This window comes from Bacillus sp. UNC41MFS5 (genome assembly GCF_000686805.1).
This window is the reverse complement of record NZ_JMLP01000019.1, coordinates 47,823-64,999: the sequence shown is the minus strand read 5'-3', so window position 1 is coordinate 64,999 and position 17,177 is coordinate 47,823. Positions and strand designations below refer to the sequence as shown.

General features: G+C 40.1%; 13 protein-coding genes. 8 read left to right on the top strand and 5 right to left on the bottom strand.

The window, feature by feature from the left end; translation table 11 throughout:
- Nucleotides 1–78: 78 nt before the first annotated feature.
- Genes BR30_RS33210 through BR30_RS0111560 form a run of 4 tightly spaced genes read right to left on the bottom strand, consistent with a single transcriptional unit; the run spans nt 79 to nt 4,193 of the window.
- Nucleotides 79–1,176, bottom strand: a complete 1,098-nt coding sequence (locus tag BR30_RS33210) for a Gfo/Idh/MocA family protein (protein ID WP_035445420.1) — start codon at nt 1,174–1,176, stop codon at nt 79–81.
- A 52-nt stretch (nt 1,177–1,228) separates the two neighbouring features.
- Entirely contained in the window at nt 1,229–1,966 is a 738-nt protein-coding gene (locus tag BR30_RS0111570; protein ID WP_026565164.1) for a ThuA domain-containing protein, read from the bottom strand.
- Nucleotides 1,967–1,992: 26 nt separating this feature from the next.
- Nucleotides 1,993–3,153: a Gfo/Idh/MocA family protein gene (locus BR30_RS0111565; protein ID WP_026565163.1), complete on the bottom strand. Its 1,161-nt coding sequence runs from the start codon at nt 3,151–3,153 to the stop codon at nt 1,993–1,995.
- Between the two features lie 17 nt (nt 3,154–3,170).
- Nucleotides 3,171–4,193 carry a LacI family DNA-binding transcriptional regulator gene (locus BR30_RS0111560; RefSeq protein ID WP_035445417.1) on the bottom strand — a complete coding sequence of 341 codons (1,023 nt, stop codon included), beginning with the start codon at nt 4,191–4,193 and terminating at the stop codon, nt 3,171–3,173.
- Between the two features lie 301 nt (nt 4,194–4,494).
- Between BR30_RS0111560 and BR30_RS0111555 the strand changes: the two genes are divergently transcribed.
- Together BR30_RS0111555 and ypfJ are read left to right on the top strand one after the other, a co-directional pair.
- Complete coding sequence (locus tag BR30_RS0111555; protein ID WP_026565161.1) at nt 4,495–6,294, top strand: S9 family peptidase; 1,800 nt, start codon at nt 4,495–4,497, stop codon at nt 6,292–6,294.
- 226 nt (nt 6,295–6,520) lie between these two features.
- The gene (gene ypfJ, locus BR30_RS0111550) at nt 6,521–7,360 is read left to right on the top strand and encodes a KPN_02809 family neutral zinc metallopeptidase (protein WP_026565160.1); all 840 of its coding nucleotides are present in this window, start codon (nt 6,521–6,523) and stop codon (nt 7,358–7,360) included.
- A gap of 67 nt (nt 7,361–7,427) precedes the next feature.
- Here ypfJ and BR30_RS0111545 read toward each other — a convergent pair whose 3' ends face one another.
- Nucleotides 7,428–8,105, bottom strand: coding sequence for a cell wall hydrolase (locus tag BR30_RS0111545; RefSeq protein WP_026565159.1), 678 nt, complete (start codon nt 8,103–8,105; stop codon nt 7,428–7,430).
- Nucleotides 8,106–8,405: 300 nt separating this feature from the next.
- Here BR30_RS0111545 and BR30_RS0111540 point away from each other — a divergent pair, with 300 nt between their 5' ends.
- From BR30_RS0111540 to BR30_RS35180, 6 genes are all read left to right on the top strand, one after another.
- Entirely contained in the window at nt 8,406–9,758 is a 1,353-nt protein-coding gene (locus BR30_RS0111540; protein WP_026565158.1) for an amino acid permease, read from the top strand.
- Nucleotides 9,759–9,951: 193 nt separating this feature from the next.
- On the top strand, nt 9,952–10,680 hold the full coding sequence (locus BR30_RS0111535; RefSeq protein ID WP_026565157.1) for an amino acid ABC transporter ATP-binding protein: 729 nt from the start codon (nt 9,952–9,954) through the stop codon (nt 10,678–10,680).
- Between the two features lie 15 nt (nt 10,681–10,695).
- On the top strand, nt 10,696–11,502 hold the full coding sequence (locus tag BR30_RS0111530) for a transporter substrate-binding domain-containing protein (protein ID WP_026565156.1): 807 nt from the start codon (nt 10,696–10,698) through the stop codon (nt 11,500–11,502).
- Between the two features lie 91 nt (nt 11,503–11,593).
- Complete coding sequence (locus BR30_RS0111525) at nt 11,594–12,232, top strand: amino acid ABC transporter permease (protein ID WP_026565155.1); 639 nt, start codon at nt 11,594–11,596, stop codon at nt 12,230–12,232.
- Nucleotides 12,233–12,244: 12 nt separating this feature from the next.
- Entirely contained in the window at nt 12,245–12,907 is a 663-nt protein-coding gene (locus tag BR30_RS0111520) for an amino acid ABC transporter permease (protein ID WP_026565154.1), read from the top strand.
- Between the two features lie 169 nt (nt 12,908–13,076).
- Nucleotides 13,077–17,060, top strand: coding sequence for a S8 family serine peptidase (locus BR30_RS35180; RefSeq protein WP_051633574.1), 3,984 nt, complete (start codon nt 13,077–13,079; stop codon nt 17,058–17,060).
- The last annotated feature ends 117 nt before the right edge of the window (nt 17,061–17,177 follow it).

Below are 17,177 nucleotides of genomic sequence, written 5' to 3'. Positions count from 1 at the left end.
AAGGAAAGAGCCTCCCTATCGAAAAGGAGACCCTTATTTTTTCGAGATAAATTAAACAGGGAGGTAAGCAATCTAAAATTACTTAGAAAACTGTAATACTTCAGACGCAGATTCAGGCCTGTCACAGGTGCTTTCCATGATATAGTGTGTTCCCTTTTCCGATGATTCAAGAAGTCCGTGCATCGCTTCTAAAACATGGTACGCTAATTCGCCATTTGCTCGATAGTTGCCGCTTTCGAGAATCGCTTTTGCCATATCAGCGACACCAAGCCCTCTGCTGTTTTGGGTGAACCCAAAAGTAAGCGGGACTTCTGCGAAATCCTTCTCATCACGTTTTCTTATCCGAACAGGACCGCCAAACGTATTTGGATCAGGAACGAGTAAAGTACCTTCACTGCCATAGATTTCGATAGGTGGAAGGGATGTTCCGCCAAAGGCATCAAAGCTTGTTGTAATGGTTCCAATGACACCTGAGGCAAAATCGATCACACCAGATAGATGAGTAGGGGTAGAGACGTGAATCTTGGTTCCAGCTCTCGGTTGACTCAACACAGTTCGTTCTGGATAACTAATACGCGCGGATCCAGAAATTCGTTTAATTGGTCCTAATAAAGCGACTAATGCTGTTAAATAATAGGGTCCCATATCAAACATGGGTCCGCCGCCGATATCATAGTAGAAGGCAGGATCTGGATGCCAATGTTCATGTCCACGGCAAATCATGAAGGCAGAAGCACCAACAGGGACACCAATTTCACCTTGTTCAACTAAATGGATGGCTGTTTGAATACCAGCACCTAAGAAGGTGTCGGGTGCACTCCCGACGAGGAGGTTTTTCCTCTTGGCTGTTTCTAAAATTTGTTTTCCTTCTTCGCGAGTAATGGCTAGTGGTTTTTCTGTATAAACATGCTTTCCTGCTTCAAGGGCTTGGATGCAAACAGCCGCATGAGCTTTTGGAATCGTTAAATTAATTACGAGTTCAATCTCTGGATCAGAAAGCAGCTCTTCGACGGAATAAGCTTTTGGAATACCGAATTTTTCAGCTTGAGCTTGGGCACGTGGTTCATCTAGGTCAGCACAGGCAACAAGGGCTAGGTGGGGGAACTTCGGACAATTTTCCAAATAAATAGAACTAATATTTCCGCAACCAATGATACCGACTTTAAGCTTTTTCATGACTAGTTCCTCCATTTTAATAATCTTTGTCTCCGAAAGGTCAAGCGGCTAATTACTGGCTATCCCCCATTCCTGTGTACGTCCCTGCATTTCCATAGATAGATGCTGCACCTAATTCTTCAGATCGTTTCCTTCCTTCAGCAGCCCACATAAATCCTCGGCGCATTATACGGGAAACCTCTGGCATGGTGATAATATTCGCTTGATGGCCTAATGAACTATAAAATACATTTCCTTGGCCCCAGTGTTTTGTCCAGACCACAGGCATATCAACTGGTTTATTGGCAGCATGTGGGCCGTTAACATTAGGGAAGCGAGTAGCAGCTAACACTTCCACAGCAGGATCATAATGAAGGTAATATTGTTCGCTGACAACTTTAAAATCAGCAAGACCCTCTAAGAGCGGACTGGTCGAATGCTTGATGTTTACCATATATTCCACACCGTCATTTCCAGGATGTGCGACCCAATTTCCGCCCGTCATAAATTGCCAGTCCACATTATTGCGGAAAGAGTCACACATACCTCCGTGGCATCCAGCTAACCCCACACCTTGAATGACAGCTTCGGATATATTTTGGACATACTTTTGTTCGATTGCCCCCATGGTCCAGTGGGGGATGATTAAATCCAGATTTTTTAGCTTATCTGGATCTGCATAAGAATCAAGTGTATTGGAAACCTCTACTTGAAAGTTTTCTTCCTCAAGGATACCTTTAAATATATCTGCCACTTGCTCCGGTTGATGACCGTCCCATCCGCCCCATACAATCAATGCCTTTTTCTTCATTATGGAAGCACTCCTTTTCAAATTTTTTAGACGTCTGAAATTCGCATCCATTGGCGTTTTTTGATTGATAAATCAACCGCTTCCAAAACTTCTTGACATTTGACGCCATCTAGGAAATTAGGAACGGGCTGCCGATCTTCACGGATAGCTTCCATTAACTCAACCATTTCATGAATAAACGTATGCTCATAACCAATTGTATGTCCTGGCGGCCACCAGTTCTCGGCATAAGCGTGGGAAGGGTCTGTCGCTAATACCCGGCGGAATCCTTGAACATCATCTCTATCATCAGTGAAATAGACCTGCAGCTCATTCATGCGTTCAAAGTCGAAGATGACGCTTCCTTTACTGCCGTTAATTTCAAAGGAATTCTTGCAGCGATGTCCAGTGGCAAAACGTGTCGCTTCAAAGCTGCCTAAAGCACCGTTAGCGAAACGTGCTAGGAATAGGGTCGCATCATCAACCGTGACCTCGCCTTTTTCAGCACTCTCACTTCCTTTCGCAGATAAACCAGTCATCTGAGTAGAAAGAGGTCGTTCCTTAATAAAGGTATCATTCATCCCAATTACCTCAGTAACATCTCCGATGAGGAAGTGGGCCAGGTCGATAAGATGGGCCCCGAGATCTCCATGAGAACCTGAACCAGCGATATCCTTCTGAAGTCTCCAGGTGAGCGGGAAGTTGGGATCGACGAGCCAATCCTGCAAAAACCAAGCGCGGAAATGATAGATTTCTCCAAACTTACCTTCGTCAAGTAGCTTTTTAGCCAGCATGACAGCAGGAGCAAAGCGATAATTAAAGCCAACCATATGCTTAATTCCAGCTGCCTCAACAACTTCGAGCATTTCTCTAGAATCCTTCAGTGTAAGCGCTAACGGTTTTTCGCAAAAAACATGTTTACCTGCTTGGGCGGCTGCAATTGTTATTTCTTTATGTACATCACTTGGTGCATTGATATCGATTAAATCGACATCCTCTCTTTGTAAAAGACTTTTCCAGTCAGTTGTATATTCCTCCCACCCGAATTGCTTGGCTGCCACAGCAACAGCGTCTTGGTCACGACCACAAATCACCTTCATTTCAGGATGAGTCGTATATGGAAAGAAAAGGGGGAGATCCCGGTAAGCATGACTGTGGGCTTTACCCATAAATTTGTAGCCGACCATTCCAATTTTAACTGTTTCCATCAGTTCATCTCCTTTTCTTATTTATGTAGTTGTGATGATGCTCGTTCAATAAAGGTTACCGGCAAACTTTCATTAATGTCCTCCATGATCTCTTGTGAAATCAATTGAAGAACCTTCTCAGCTGCCAATTGCCCCATATCAAAAAGCGGGACTTGAACGGTGCTAAGCGGCGGGGAAGTCATTCTTGAAATTTCAGAGTCATCATAACCAATGAGAGCATAATCGCGTCCTGCTTGGTAGCCTAGTTCACCCAATCCTTGCATAAGACCAATAGCCATCCGGTCATTTCCGGCAAAAATAGCATTGATTTCTGTCATCATTGGAGCTATTTCTGCAGCCGCTTGAAACCCACTTTTCCGGCTGTAATTACCTTGAAAAACTAACGTAGGATTGTAGGAAAAACCTGCATTCGTGAGGGCAGTTTGATAACCTTTTAACCGTTCGAGACTATTTGAAAATTCAGTTGGTCCATTTAAAAAGATAATTTGTTCATAGTCCTTCATTAACAGGGATGAAACGGCTTGTAAACTACCATCTAGGTGATCTGCGCCAATGGAATGAAAGGGATAGCCTGAAAAAGTTTGATTCACTAGACAATAAGGGAGTTGCAATTGGTGTAATTTTTCAAGTGCTTCCACTTCACCGGGAACTTCCTTGGAACCGAGGATGATGCAACCATCCACCTTCTGAGTATGAAAAAGCTTCACATAATCTTTCGGCTCATCAGGGGATTGAAATAATAGAAGCAAACCATACCCAAACTCACCAAGCTTTGTACCGATTCCGCTTAGGAGCCCTGAGAAATAATGAGTAGTCATTAAGTTAACCTTTTGAAAATAAGGAACAATGACGCCAATGTTGCTACTTTTCCCACGTGCAAAGCTTTGTGCAATCGCATTAGGATGGTAGTTTAGTTGTTGGGCTGCTTGCATAACCTTTTGTTTTGTTTCCATACGCAAGGGTCCAATATTATTAAATACTCGTGAAACGGTGGCTTCAGATACGCCGGCTAATTTTGCCACATCCTTTCGATTAGCCAAGTTATCACCTCATGACTTAAAAATGTACACGCGTTCATTCTCTCTATTTTTCAGACAATTGTCAATATTCAAATTGGTAATTGTCAATATTTTTTGGAGAAATTGATATCTAAAGTTCATCTTTTATAGGCACCATTCAACAGAGCTCTAGCCATTTAGAATAAAATGAATGGGTTGTAAATATAATTGATTGGATAGAATGACGAAAATTAATATGGATAAAATCATTCATGAATCCTGCTTAATGATTCAAATTCACCTGAGTGTTACAAAAAATGCATGAATTGGATGGGGGATGTTTATGGCAACGATTGATATAGAACCGTATTTACATGTTCGTTTTGCCCAAAATCCAGTCTACGATCCAATTGGTCAAAAGATAAGCTTTATCGCTGACTATACTGGTTTGCCACAAGTTTGGGAATTGAATCTAGGGGAAGGGAGTGGTGGATGGCCTGTCCAAACCACCTTTACAAAAGAAAGAATCACCTTTATTAGCTATCTAAATGGCAAATCTAATTTGATTATTGGCATGGATGTTGGCGGGGATGAAAATCAGCAATTGTACTTACTTAAGGAAGAAGGAAAACTAATTGAGTTAACAAACTCACCAGACCATATACACCGTTTTGGCGGAAGTTCTCCAGATGGAAAATGGATCGCCTGGTCGAGTAATCGCCGAAATCCAGCTTTTTTTGATATTCATATTCAAAATCTAGAATCGTTGGATATTCGTCTTTTGAATGCTGGAGATGGGGTATTTTCAGCGGTTAAATGGTCTCCTGACGGTAAATCCATTTTATTCCAGAGGATAAATTCCCCTTTAGATAATGATTTGGGCATCATCGACCTTTCAACAGGGGCTATAAATTGGTTAACAGAACATACAGGGGAAGCTAGTTTTAGAGACGCTCATTTTAATAAGGATGCGGACCATCTATATGTATTATCGAATAAAGACAAAGAATTCTATGGGCTTGCTCTTATAAATATAAAAACCAAACATCTCGAGTGGCTAGAGCTAGGGAAATGGGATTTTGAGGATTTAACAATGAATAATGATAAAAATTTGTTAGCTTTTTCGATAAATGAGGGAGGAATTTCCAAGGGGGTACTTTTAGATATTAATCGAAGTTACCTTTATACGTGGAAAACTCCAATCGGAGTCATATCAAATTTAAAATTTTCCCCAGATAGCCAAAAACTAGCCTATGTCTTTAAGGGGGCAGCAAATCCCTCGGATATATGGGAACTTGACCTAAAGACCATTCAGGCGGAGAGGCTTACATATGTATCCCGCTCTCCAGTATTGGAAAAGAAATTAGTGGAGCCGGAACTTATAACCTTTCGTTCTTTTGATCACCTCGAAATTCCTGCCTTTTATTCGAAACCGAAAGATACAACTGAAAAACTTCCAGTTGTTATTTACATCCATGGCGGGCCGGAGAGTCAAGCGCGTGCGGTATACAATCCAGTTCAGCAGTATTTACTTAACCAGGGTTATGCCGTGTGTACACCAAACATTCGGGGAAGTACAGGTTACGGAAAAAGGTATACACATTTGGATGATGTTCGAAAAAGAATGGACGCAGTTAAAGATCTCATTTTTTTAGTGGAATGGCTAAAGGTGAATGGGAATATAGATTCTAAAAAGATCGCGATCATGGGGGGAAGCTATGGCGGGTTTATGGTGCTTGCTGCCATCAGTCACTATCCACATCTTTGGGCTGCTGCTATCGATATTGTGGGAATGTCCAGCCTAAGAACGTTCCTTCAAACAACAAGTCCATGGCGTAAGAAGCACAGGGAGAGCGAATATGGAACAATCGAACGAGACGGAGAATTTTTTGATCGTATTGATCCATTGAATTATTCAGATCGAATTACCACCCCATTATTAGTTATTCATGGGAAGGGCGATCCGCGTGTCCACATAAAAGAATCTGAGCAAATAGTCGATAAACTAAAGAAACGAAATCACTCAGTTGACTTTATTCGCTTCGAGGATGAAGGCCATTCCATCGTAAAACAAAAAAATAAGATTACTGCCTATAAGGAAATGGTAAGGTTTCTCGATCGTTATCTTGGTAATGGATCCTAACTCAAGGATGTAAATGGCACAACTGTAGTGGGACAGTACTGAAATTCCGCATACATCTAGTTAAAATGGAACATCAATAGGTGAAATACAAAACGGCTCCCGGAATTTGGGGGCCGTTTTGTATTCGCACGGCTATTTAGTTAACAATTTCCAAAATATATACATATTTAATCTTCGCTATTGTGGGTATAACAAGGTTAATTGGCTTTTTAAAGGAGGTAAAAAAATGAAATGGAAAGGAAGACGGCAAAGCGCCAACGTTGAAGACCGGAGAGGAATGGGAATGGGCGGCAAGACCGTGATTGGAGGGGGAATCGGCAGTATTATTATTGTTCTCCTCTTTACGCTGCTCGGAGGAAATCCAGGAGATCTATTAGGCAACAATCAGGCTTCTGATACGGGCACACAAGCTCCTCCACCTTATCAGGAATCCTCCGGGGAGAAGGAATTGGCGGACTTTGTTTCTGTTGTTCTTGCTGATACAGAGGATGTGTGGTCAGATGAATTCAAGAAGAAAGGGCTTCAATACGAGAATCCTAAGCTTGTTTTGTACACCGGCAGTGTCCAGTCTGCCTGTGGATCAGCTAGTTCGGCGGTAGGACCATTTTATTGTCCTGGCGACCACAAACTGTACATTGACTTAAGTTTTTATCAGGAACTGAAACAAAAATTCCAGGCGCCTGGGGACTTTGCGATGGCGTACGTCATTGCCCATGAAGTAGGCCACCACGTCCAGACCCTCTTGCATACTGGAGACCAAGCTTCACAGGCACAGAAGCGTTCTAATGAGTACTCGGTTCGATTTGAATTGCAAGCGGACTACTTGGCGGGTGTTTGGGCCCACTTCGCGCAAGGGAAAGGCTACCTAGAGAAAGGCGACCTTGAAGAGGCAGTGAATGCAGCAAGTGCTGTGGGTGATGATAATATCCAGAAAAAATCGCAGGGCTATGTGGTGCCGGAAAGCTTTACACACGGAACTTCTGAGCAAAGAAAACGCTGGTTCAATAAAGGCTTCAAAAATGGAACCATCGAGGGAGGCGATACCTTTAAAGCAGCAAACCTTTAAATGGCATCAAACGTAAGTATATATTTCTTACATGCAAAAAAAGCCGTCATTCGACGGCTTTCAAACTCTATTTTGCAAAAACATGATCACCAATCGTCTTTACAACTGGACGTGTACGAATCCATTGATCTTCTGCAATTTCTGGGTTATAGAAAAATACAGAATCATTTAAACGGTCTTTTCTAGTTAGTGCTTTTTCTACTGCTCGTTTCGACTCATCTGATGCGGGCTTATTAATTTCACCATTTTGTACGGGTGAAAAGGCATAGGTACCCCCTACGACTTGATTAATTACACCTGTAACTGTATCTGGGAAATCAGGTGAATCAACTCGATTTAATACGACAGTCGCAACGGCTACTTTTCCTTGAAAGGATTCACCTTTTGCTTCAGCATTTACTAATCGCGCAAATAAGTCCTTTTCTTTATTAGAAATTGTAACGGCTGGCTTCTCTTTTTCTTTTTTTGGCGTTTTTTTATCAGGTTTGGATGCTTTTTTTTCTGCTGCTTTCGGTTGAATAGGATTTTGCAATTCTTCTTCTATATCAACCCAATTATCAGGACGATTATTTTCTTGTTCTATATTAATAGTGTTTAATCCATTTTGTTGCCCAAGTTCATTGAGGTTAACCTCTTTTACAAGTGGAGATTGTGTAATTGCCTCTGCCGTAGTATTTTGTAGAGCTATTATTGAAAATGTAGCTACACAAGCTACAATTAATTTCTTCAGGGAATTGTTTTTCATGTTGCTACCTCCTGTAAATTCGTATGTACCTACTTTAGCATGTGCTAGTACACGAATTACAGAACACCTCTGTTACATTTCTTTATAGTTTGTTGAACAACATTACAGGTAAAATTGATTTATGACATAATTCCTGTATAAATGACATATTCAACCCAATTTTACGAAATAGAGGAATATTTTACTGAGGATTTTTTGAAGGGAATGAATAATTTGATTTGTATGAATATTCTTTCATGTGGAAAGGGAAATCCAACTTAGTTATTCTAAAAGAATAATTAAGAAGGGTGGAAACATGGAGTGGGCAAAAATCAAGAAGGTGAAAATTTACAACGTGGTTTAGACAATAGGCATATCCAGTTAATAGCACTAGGAGGGGCCATTGGTGTTGGTTTGTTCTATGGTTCAAGTGCAACGATTCAGATGGCTGGTCCGTCAATATTAATCTCCTACTTAATCGGAGGTTTAGTTATTTTTACAATTATGAGGGCATTAGGTGAAATGGCTGTTGATGAGCCAGTTTCAGGTTCATTTAGCTCCTATGCCAATCGATATTTAGGTCCGTTTGCCGGTTACTTAACAGGGTGGACCTATTGGTTTATGTGGGTTGTCGTTGGGATGGCAGAAATTACGGTAGTTGGCGTATATGTGAACTATTGGTTCCCTGATATTCCACAATGGGTGACTGCATTGGCTACACTAGTGGTTATTACTATGATAAACCTTACTAGTGTAAAAGCATTTGGAGAGTTTGAATTCTGGTTCGCGATGATCAAAGTTGTGGCTATTATTGGAATGATTGTGGTTGGTTTAGGAATGATCCTCCTAGGTATCGGTAACGGAGGTCAGCCAATAGGTTTTAATAATCTATGGGCACATGGTGGATTTATGCCAAATGGAATGAATGGTATTTTAATGTCATTGGTTCTAGTTATGTTTTCATTTGGCGGGGTGGAACTGGTCGGTATAACGGCAGGGGAAGCGAAAAATCCTCGAAAATCAATTCCATCAGCCATCAACAATGTAGTTTGGAGGATTTTAATTTTTTATATTGCTGCATTAGGAATCATGATGAGTTTATATCCTTGGAATGAAGTGGGGACGAATGGAAGTCCGTTTGTATTGATTTTTGATAAAGTTGGAATTCCTGGAGCAGCTCATATCATAAATTTTGTTGTGTTAACTGCAGCATTGTCTGCTTTTAATAGTGGTCTTTTCAGTACAGGCAGAATGCTTTACAATTTATCACTTCAAAATAACGGTCCGAAATATTTTGGAAAGCTAAACAAGCATTCTACTCCAAGACGTGGAATCCTATTTTCGTCCTCGTTTTTACTTGTGGCGGTATTTTTAAATTATATTGTTCCCGAAAAAGTATTTATGTATATTTCTTCTGTAGCAACCGTCGCGGTGATTACGAGCTGGACCATTATATTGGTTACACAAATCAAATTTAGACAATCAAAAGCAAAAGAAGAAGTAAAAAAACTAGCATTTAAAATGCCGCTATATCCAGTTTCATCCTACCTAGCCCTTGCTTTCTTAGCAGTTGTCGTCATTTTAATGGCCTTTATAGAAGAAATGCGAGTAGCATTAATGGTAGCACCAGTTTGGTTTATAGTCCTATATGTCGGTTATCGTTTTAAAAAGTAAAGGTGTCAGTAAAGGTGTCAGGCACCATGTGAATTCTTCACATGGTGCCTGACACCTTTTTTACTTTATCCACCTTTTTTACTATCTCTAAAACAAGTCGATGGTCGCGGTTTGAAGTGGACAAGGTTTGAATAACATGTAAGTAATCTTGAAAATTGCCATAATTTATACGTTTTAGTTGAGGAGGTCAAGAATGATTGAATTTAAGCAGGTAAATAAGTTTTATGGGGATTTTCATGTTTTAAAAGATATTAACCTCACAATCTATCAAGGAGAAGTCGTCGTCGTAATCGGACCTTCCGGTTCAGGAAAAAGTACCTTGCTCCGGTGCATTAATCAACTTGAAACCATATCGGCCGGGACACTCACTGTAAATGGGATATCTGTAGGGGATAAAAAAACAGATATCAATCAATTAAGGCGGAATATTGGCATGGTCTTTCAGCATTTTTATTTATATCCGCACAAAACAGTGCTTAACAATATCACGCTAGCTCCAATGAAAGTGCTGGGCAAATCCGAAAAAGAAGCGACAGAAACAGCCAGACATTACCTTAATAAGGTTGGCATATTGGATAAGGCCAACGCTTATCCTTCTCAACTTTCTGGAGGTCAGCAGCAGCGTGTTGCCATCGCGCGCGGTCTTGCCATGAACCCGGAAATTATGCTTTTCGATGAACCCACCTCGGCACTGGATCCCGAAATGATAGGGGAGGTCCTCGATGTCATGAAAGCTCTCGCCAAAGAAGGCATGACGATGGTCGTCGTAACCCATGAAATGGGCTTTGCCAAGGAGGTGGCCGACCGAATCGTCTTTATGGATGAGGGGCGGATTTTAGAAGAAGCAGTTCCGGCTGAATTTTATGCAAACCCGCGTGAAGAACGGGCACGTTTATTTCTCAGCCGTATCTTAAATCATTAATTGGAGGTAAAAGAAATGTTCAAAACAAAAAATCTAATGAAAATGGCGTTAGTAACTACTATGGCTGCCTTGTTTCTCGCCGGTTGTGGTGGGGATAAGGACTCTAACGGGAGCAGCAAGGATGTTCTTGCTCAAATTAAAGAGGAGAAAAAAATTGTCTTTGGCGTAAAGCATGACACTCGTTTATTTGGATTAAAAAATCCTTCAACTGGTGAGGTGGAAGGGTTTGATATCGATTTGTCTAAAGCCCTCGCAGAAGAAATGTTTGGCAAGGATGTAAAGCCAGAGTATGTAGAGGTGACATCGAAAACGCGGGTAGGACTCTTAAACAATGGTAAGGTGGATGCAGTAGTAGCTACGATGACTATCACAGATGAACGGAAGAAAGAAGTGGATTTTACAGATGTCTACTTTGATGCTGGGCAATCCTTGCTCGTGAAAAAAGGAAGCAAGATTCAGAGCATTAAAGACTTAAAGAAAGGAACGAAGGTGCTCGCGGTGAAAGGATCGACCTCGACGATCAATATTCGAGAGAAAGCTCCTGAAACAACCGTCCTCGAATTCGAAAACTATGCGGAAGCTTTTACCGCCTTAAAGGCAGGAAAGGGGGATGCTCTAACGACTGATGATGCAATCCTTTATGGAATGGCAGAAGAAGATCCGTCTTATGGTCTTGTAGGAGGAACGTTTACTGAAGAGCCATATGGGATCGCTGTGAAAAAAGGAAATAAAGCACTTGTCGATGAATTGAATAAAGCATTGAAAAGCCTGAAGGATTCAGGCAAGTACGATGAAATTAAGAATAAATGGATTAAAAATTAAACCATATATACACAGTTTCTCGTCAGGATGGGTAGTAGCCTGCTTGCACGATTATGGTCCTACTCATCCTGTTTAATGAGGTGGTGAGCATTTGCTGGATTTCTCGATACTAACCGATAATCTTGATGCATTTTTACAAGGATTAAAAATAACGATTATCTCGAGTTTAATCGCCCTACTATCCAGTTTCATATGGGGTACATTGATTGCAGTCCTCCGCATGGCCCCAGTCAAACCTCTTAACTGGCTGGGCACGGCCTATGTTGAATTTATCCGTAATATCCCAGTGCTAGTAATCATCTTTTTCACTTACTTGGCTGGAAACTTTGGAGGGATGACTGCAGGAACGATCGGACTGACGATTTATACGGCTGCTTTCATTGCCGAAGCGATCCGTGCTGGGATTATGTCTGTTCCAAAAGGACAAATGGAAGCTGCCCGCTCGACAGGATTGAGTTATGGCCAGGCAATGAGACTGGTGGTTCTTCCTCAGGCTATTAAAATCGTCATCCCTTCACTTGGCAATCAATTTCTCAATCTAGTGAAAAATTCATCCTTGTTAGCCGTTGTCGCGGGAGGAGATTTAATGTATCAAGGCGATTTAATTTCGGCAAAGACATACGTAACCTTTGATACCTATATTCTAGTTGCTTTATTTTATTTAATATTAACAATCCCATTAAGTCTTGGTGTAGGATTTTTAGAAAGACGCATGGCTCGAAGTCATTAAGGAGGTGCAGAGTTGGAATTTCTAGCACCGTTCGTGGAAGTATATACCCTGGACCATTTTAAATTTTTACTCGAGGGATTTGCGGTTACGCTTAAGGTCGCAGCCATTTCCATCGTGCTCAGCTTTGTTATTGGCGGTCTCATTGGGACGCTCAGATATGCGCGGATTCCCGTTGTTTCTAAACTATTGGCTCTAGTTGTCGAGACAATTCGGAACCTGCCGTTGCTGCTCATTATTTTCTTTACCTATTTCGCTTTGCCGGAAATTGGATTAGAAATGGAGATATCGACGGCGGCGATTGCGGCTTTGACGGTATTTGAATCTGCGATGATTTCAGAAATTATCCGAGGCGGCTTAAATTCGATTGAAAAAGGTCAAATTGAGGCAGGGCGGGCGTCTGGATTGACCTACATCCAGACATTACGTTTTATCATCATGCCACAGGCGCTGAGAAGAATGGTTCCTCCCATCGTCAGTCAATTTATTTCACTGCTCAAAGATACATCGTTAGCTGTCGTCATTGCCTTGCCGGATTTATTGCACAACGGCCAAATCATATACGCACAAAAGGGAACATATGTGATTCCAGTTTTTATCATGATGGCGCTCATGTACTTTATCGTCAATTATGCCTTATCACTAGTTGCCAGAAGGTTAGAAATAAAAGAGACATAAGAAATCCGGCTTATGGATGGGCCGGATTTTTTTATAGAAAAAACTACTTAAATATAGTAGAGGAAGAAATTTGTCGAGTGATTATGTACTATTATTCTTTAATAATTATTGTATAATTCTTCTAATATAGATAAATTTTTCTATAAATCTTTTAAAAAGAGGTGCATGAATGAAGAAAAAAACACTTTTTTCTTTACCGGTTTCTGCCTTTCTATTAGCATCAACCATTTTTACAGGAACAGGGCAAGTAGCCGCACAAACAGGAACTAATAGTTTCGTAACGGGTGAAATGCAAGTTAACTCTAGTAAAAACCTTAGAAAAAGCCAAATGAAAGAAATAAAAACAGAAAACAAAAAGTTCTCTATTAATAAGAAGACACAAAATAAGGTAGCAACAGAGATTAAGGAAAAATTAAATAATGAAGAATTACAAAGTAAAAGTAAATATCAAACAGGCGAATTGATTATTAAATATAAGAAAAAAGTGTCAACGGGGGATATTAGTGCACTTCAAAAGAAATTTTCTTTAAAATCAAAGAAGAAATTTAAGGCCCTAAATGCAGAGGTTGTAAAAATTCCTACTAATCAAAGTACGAGTGATTACATAAACAAACTAAAAAAAGATCAAACCATTGAATCCGTCCAACCGAACTACAAATATTATGCTTCTGATATCCATAATTCTCCAAACTTTTATGATCGATTATGGGGCTTGAATAATACCGGACAGCCTATTAAAGAGATTAATGGATTGGCAGATATAGATGTAGATGCGCCCCAAGGATGGAACAAATTTAGTTCAAAACTACCAGAAGTGGTTGTCGGAGTCATAGATACGGGCGTGGACATCAATCACCCTGATTTAAAGGAGAAAATTTGGAAGAACACTAAAGAATTATATGGCAAACCTAATGTAGACGATGACCTCAACGGTTATATTGACGATGTCAATGGCTGGGATTTTTATAATGATGATAACACGGTCTATGATTCGCTAGAAGGAGATGAGCACGGTACACACGTCTCCGGAACGATTGCTGCAGAATTAGAAGGAACAAATATTAATGAAAATAAAGGTGTCGTCGGTGTTGCTCCAAACGTAAAAATTTTACCAATAAAATTTTTAGGTCCTGATGGGGGAACAACTTCAGATGCCATCGAGGCCATTGCCTATGCAAAAAAGATGGGTGTTAAAATTACAAATAACAGTTGGGGCGGAGAGGAATATGACCCCTTACTCGAAGAAGCCATCGCAAATAGTGGTAGTTTATTTGTCGCCGCTGCTGGAAATGATGGAATGAATAATGATGAAGGTGGAGCTTATCCCGCGAGCTTTGAAAGTGCAAATATCTTAGCAGTTGCTGCTGTCGATAACAAGGGTAACCTAGCTCCATTCTCCAATTATGGCTCCAATTCTGTTGATGTGGCTGCCCCTGGCGTGGACATTTTAAGTACAGTCCCTAAATTTCCATTGGACGAGCTGACAAAAGCATTGAATATTGACCAGCCAGGAGCATCGGCACAAATCACTGGGAACAATTATAAAGCGATTTTTGATGGCATTGGGTACGAAAAATATTCCGATGCAAAAAGGCAAGAACCAAATTCCAAGTCACAAAGGCAGGAAGCTTTTGACAAAGCATTAAGTTATTTAGAAATAAATGACCCGTCGAAAAACATACTTCTTGTCCAAGATGATGAAAGTGATCTTGCAGCATTATTTAAGAACGAGCCTGAACTTCGCGCCCTATTTAAGAACTATTTGCCAATTTATCAAAAACTATTAGTTAACCATCCTGAACTAAAAACGATTACGGTAAAATCCGATTCATCCTTATCCGATTACTTGAGCAGTAGTGACTTATCCGCCTACGATGGGGTCATTTGGTTTACAGGAAACGGTCTTGGCTTTTTTTCAGAGCAAGGAACCACTTTAACCACAACGGATTCTGAATTGTTAAAAAATTACCTCTCTGGTGGCGGAAAATTGTTGTTAACTGGACAGAATGCCCTTTCTGGTCAAGAGAAGTCACCACTTGTTAAGGATTATTTGCATTTAACAGTTTATGCTGATATGGGTCCAAGTTTGGACGTGGAAGGTTTAAAGGGTGGAATCTATGAAAATACAAAATATGAAGTAAATAGATATGAAACACCTTACTATTTTGCTGATTTAGTTAAATCCAATGATTCAAGGACAATCATCAATTCTAAGTATGTTTCTGATTATTTACAGGCATATGATTACTATAGCGGAACTTCCATGGCAACGCCGCATACAACGGGCACCGCGGCTATTCTACTTGGATTACGTCCAAACATGTCTCCTGAAATGCTAAAGTTATATACAAGCACAAAAGGGAATAGCCTAGATACGCTAAAGGGGCGCGTAAGCAGTGGGAAACTGGTTAAAACTTCGAAACTAGATAACTTTAATGATAATGAAACGCCAGGAATTCCTTTGGAAAAAAGCATTTTAAACGATAACCTGAATGCGGCAACAGATAAAAATGATGTGTTCGCATTGTCCTTAAAAGAAGGAGAAACCCTTTCACTTTCTCTGAATAGCAAATCAGGTAATGATTTTGATTTATACGTGTATGATGAATCTACCATAAGTATAAATAATACAAATGGGATGGTTGCCTACTCTGAGAATGAAAATACATCCAATGAATCGATTAAGTTTACTGCTCCTAGAACAGGGATTTATTTCGTTAATGTCTATGCCTACAAAGGTGCTGGAAACTACAAGCTGTTCACTGGAAATTTTGGAGGCTCGTATGAGGATGATTCAAACTCCATGACTTTCTTAGGGGAATGGATGCCTGTATTTAATCCACAGCATTCAGGAAATTCTGCAAATGCTCTTAATTCCAAAGGGGAAGTGAACTTTTCGTTTGTAGGGTACAGCTTTGAGTGGCAAGGGTTTAAAGATCCTACACAAGGTATAGCCGATATTTATATAGACGGCAGTAAGATTGCATCTCCATCCCTTTATGCGAGTACGTTTAAAGCGAAGCAAACAATCTATAAAAAAGACTATGCATCTTATGGCAGACACTCAGTAAAAATCGTCTGGACCGGTAATAGCGATTCTGCTTCGAGAAAAAGTGCTTCAGGGATCAATCTAGATAAATTAATCGTAAGAAGTAATCCTGTGTCATTAAATGCCTACTTTGATAAGAACAAGAAATTCCCGGTTATTACATGGACAGCGGCAAAATGGGCAGAATCCTACAGCATTTATCGCAAAGGATCCTCACAAGCAGACTATGTACAAATTAATAAAAACCCTATAACTACAGCAAGTTATACGGATACCACAGCAGTTCCAGGGAAATCCTATAACTACACGGTCGTCATTAATACAAAAGATAAAATGGAGACACCTTTTTCATCAGCTTTCACTTATGTTTATGATGATGATATTAAAGGAAGTTTACCAATGGCAGGGACCGCGAAAGGAAGTCTGAATATTAACACCAAGGACGTAACTGACGTTTGGTCTAAACACTTGGATCAGGGCAAAACCTATAAGATTACTTTAACTGGACCTTCTGGTACCAATTTCGATCTCTCTTTATTTAATAAGGGCACATCTACTATTTATGGTAAATCTGCCTTGAAAAAATCGAGTGGCACGGCATCTGTTGAGAAAATCGTATTTAAACCAGTGAAATCCGGGCTGTATTATATTGTTCCCGTTGCTTTAAAAGGGTCAGGGCAATATAGTGTAACTATTTCGGTCCAAACAACAAAATCGGTTGAAAATACAAATTCGACTATTAAATATGCAGGATCTTGGTCGAAGCTGAAATATTCTCACGCTTCCGGGCGCAGTATTAATCGGACTAAAGGAAATTCTGGCTCCCTTGAATACTCATTTAGCGGAACTGGAATTACACTTTATGCGTTAAAATATAAGAATATGGGAAAAGCTGATATTTACATTGACGGAGTAAAAGTAAAGCAAATCAATCTTTACTCTGCAAGCCACAAGTATAAAGCGAATGTTTTTGAGAAGCAAAATCTTGCCAATAAATCACACAAAATTAAGATTGTAGCTACTGGCAAAAAGACTAGTGCTGCAACAAGTGCGTATATAAATATTGATGCATTTAAAGTAACACAGTTTACATCCGTTAAATAATTGAAACAATCCGGCTCATAAATGGGCCGGATTGTTTTAAGTTTGAAAATATCTTTTAAAAAAGAGCGAAAAGAAAAGAAGGTAAATTTCACCTCCTTCATTCATTGCTATATTTAG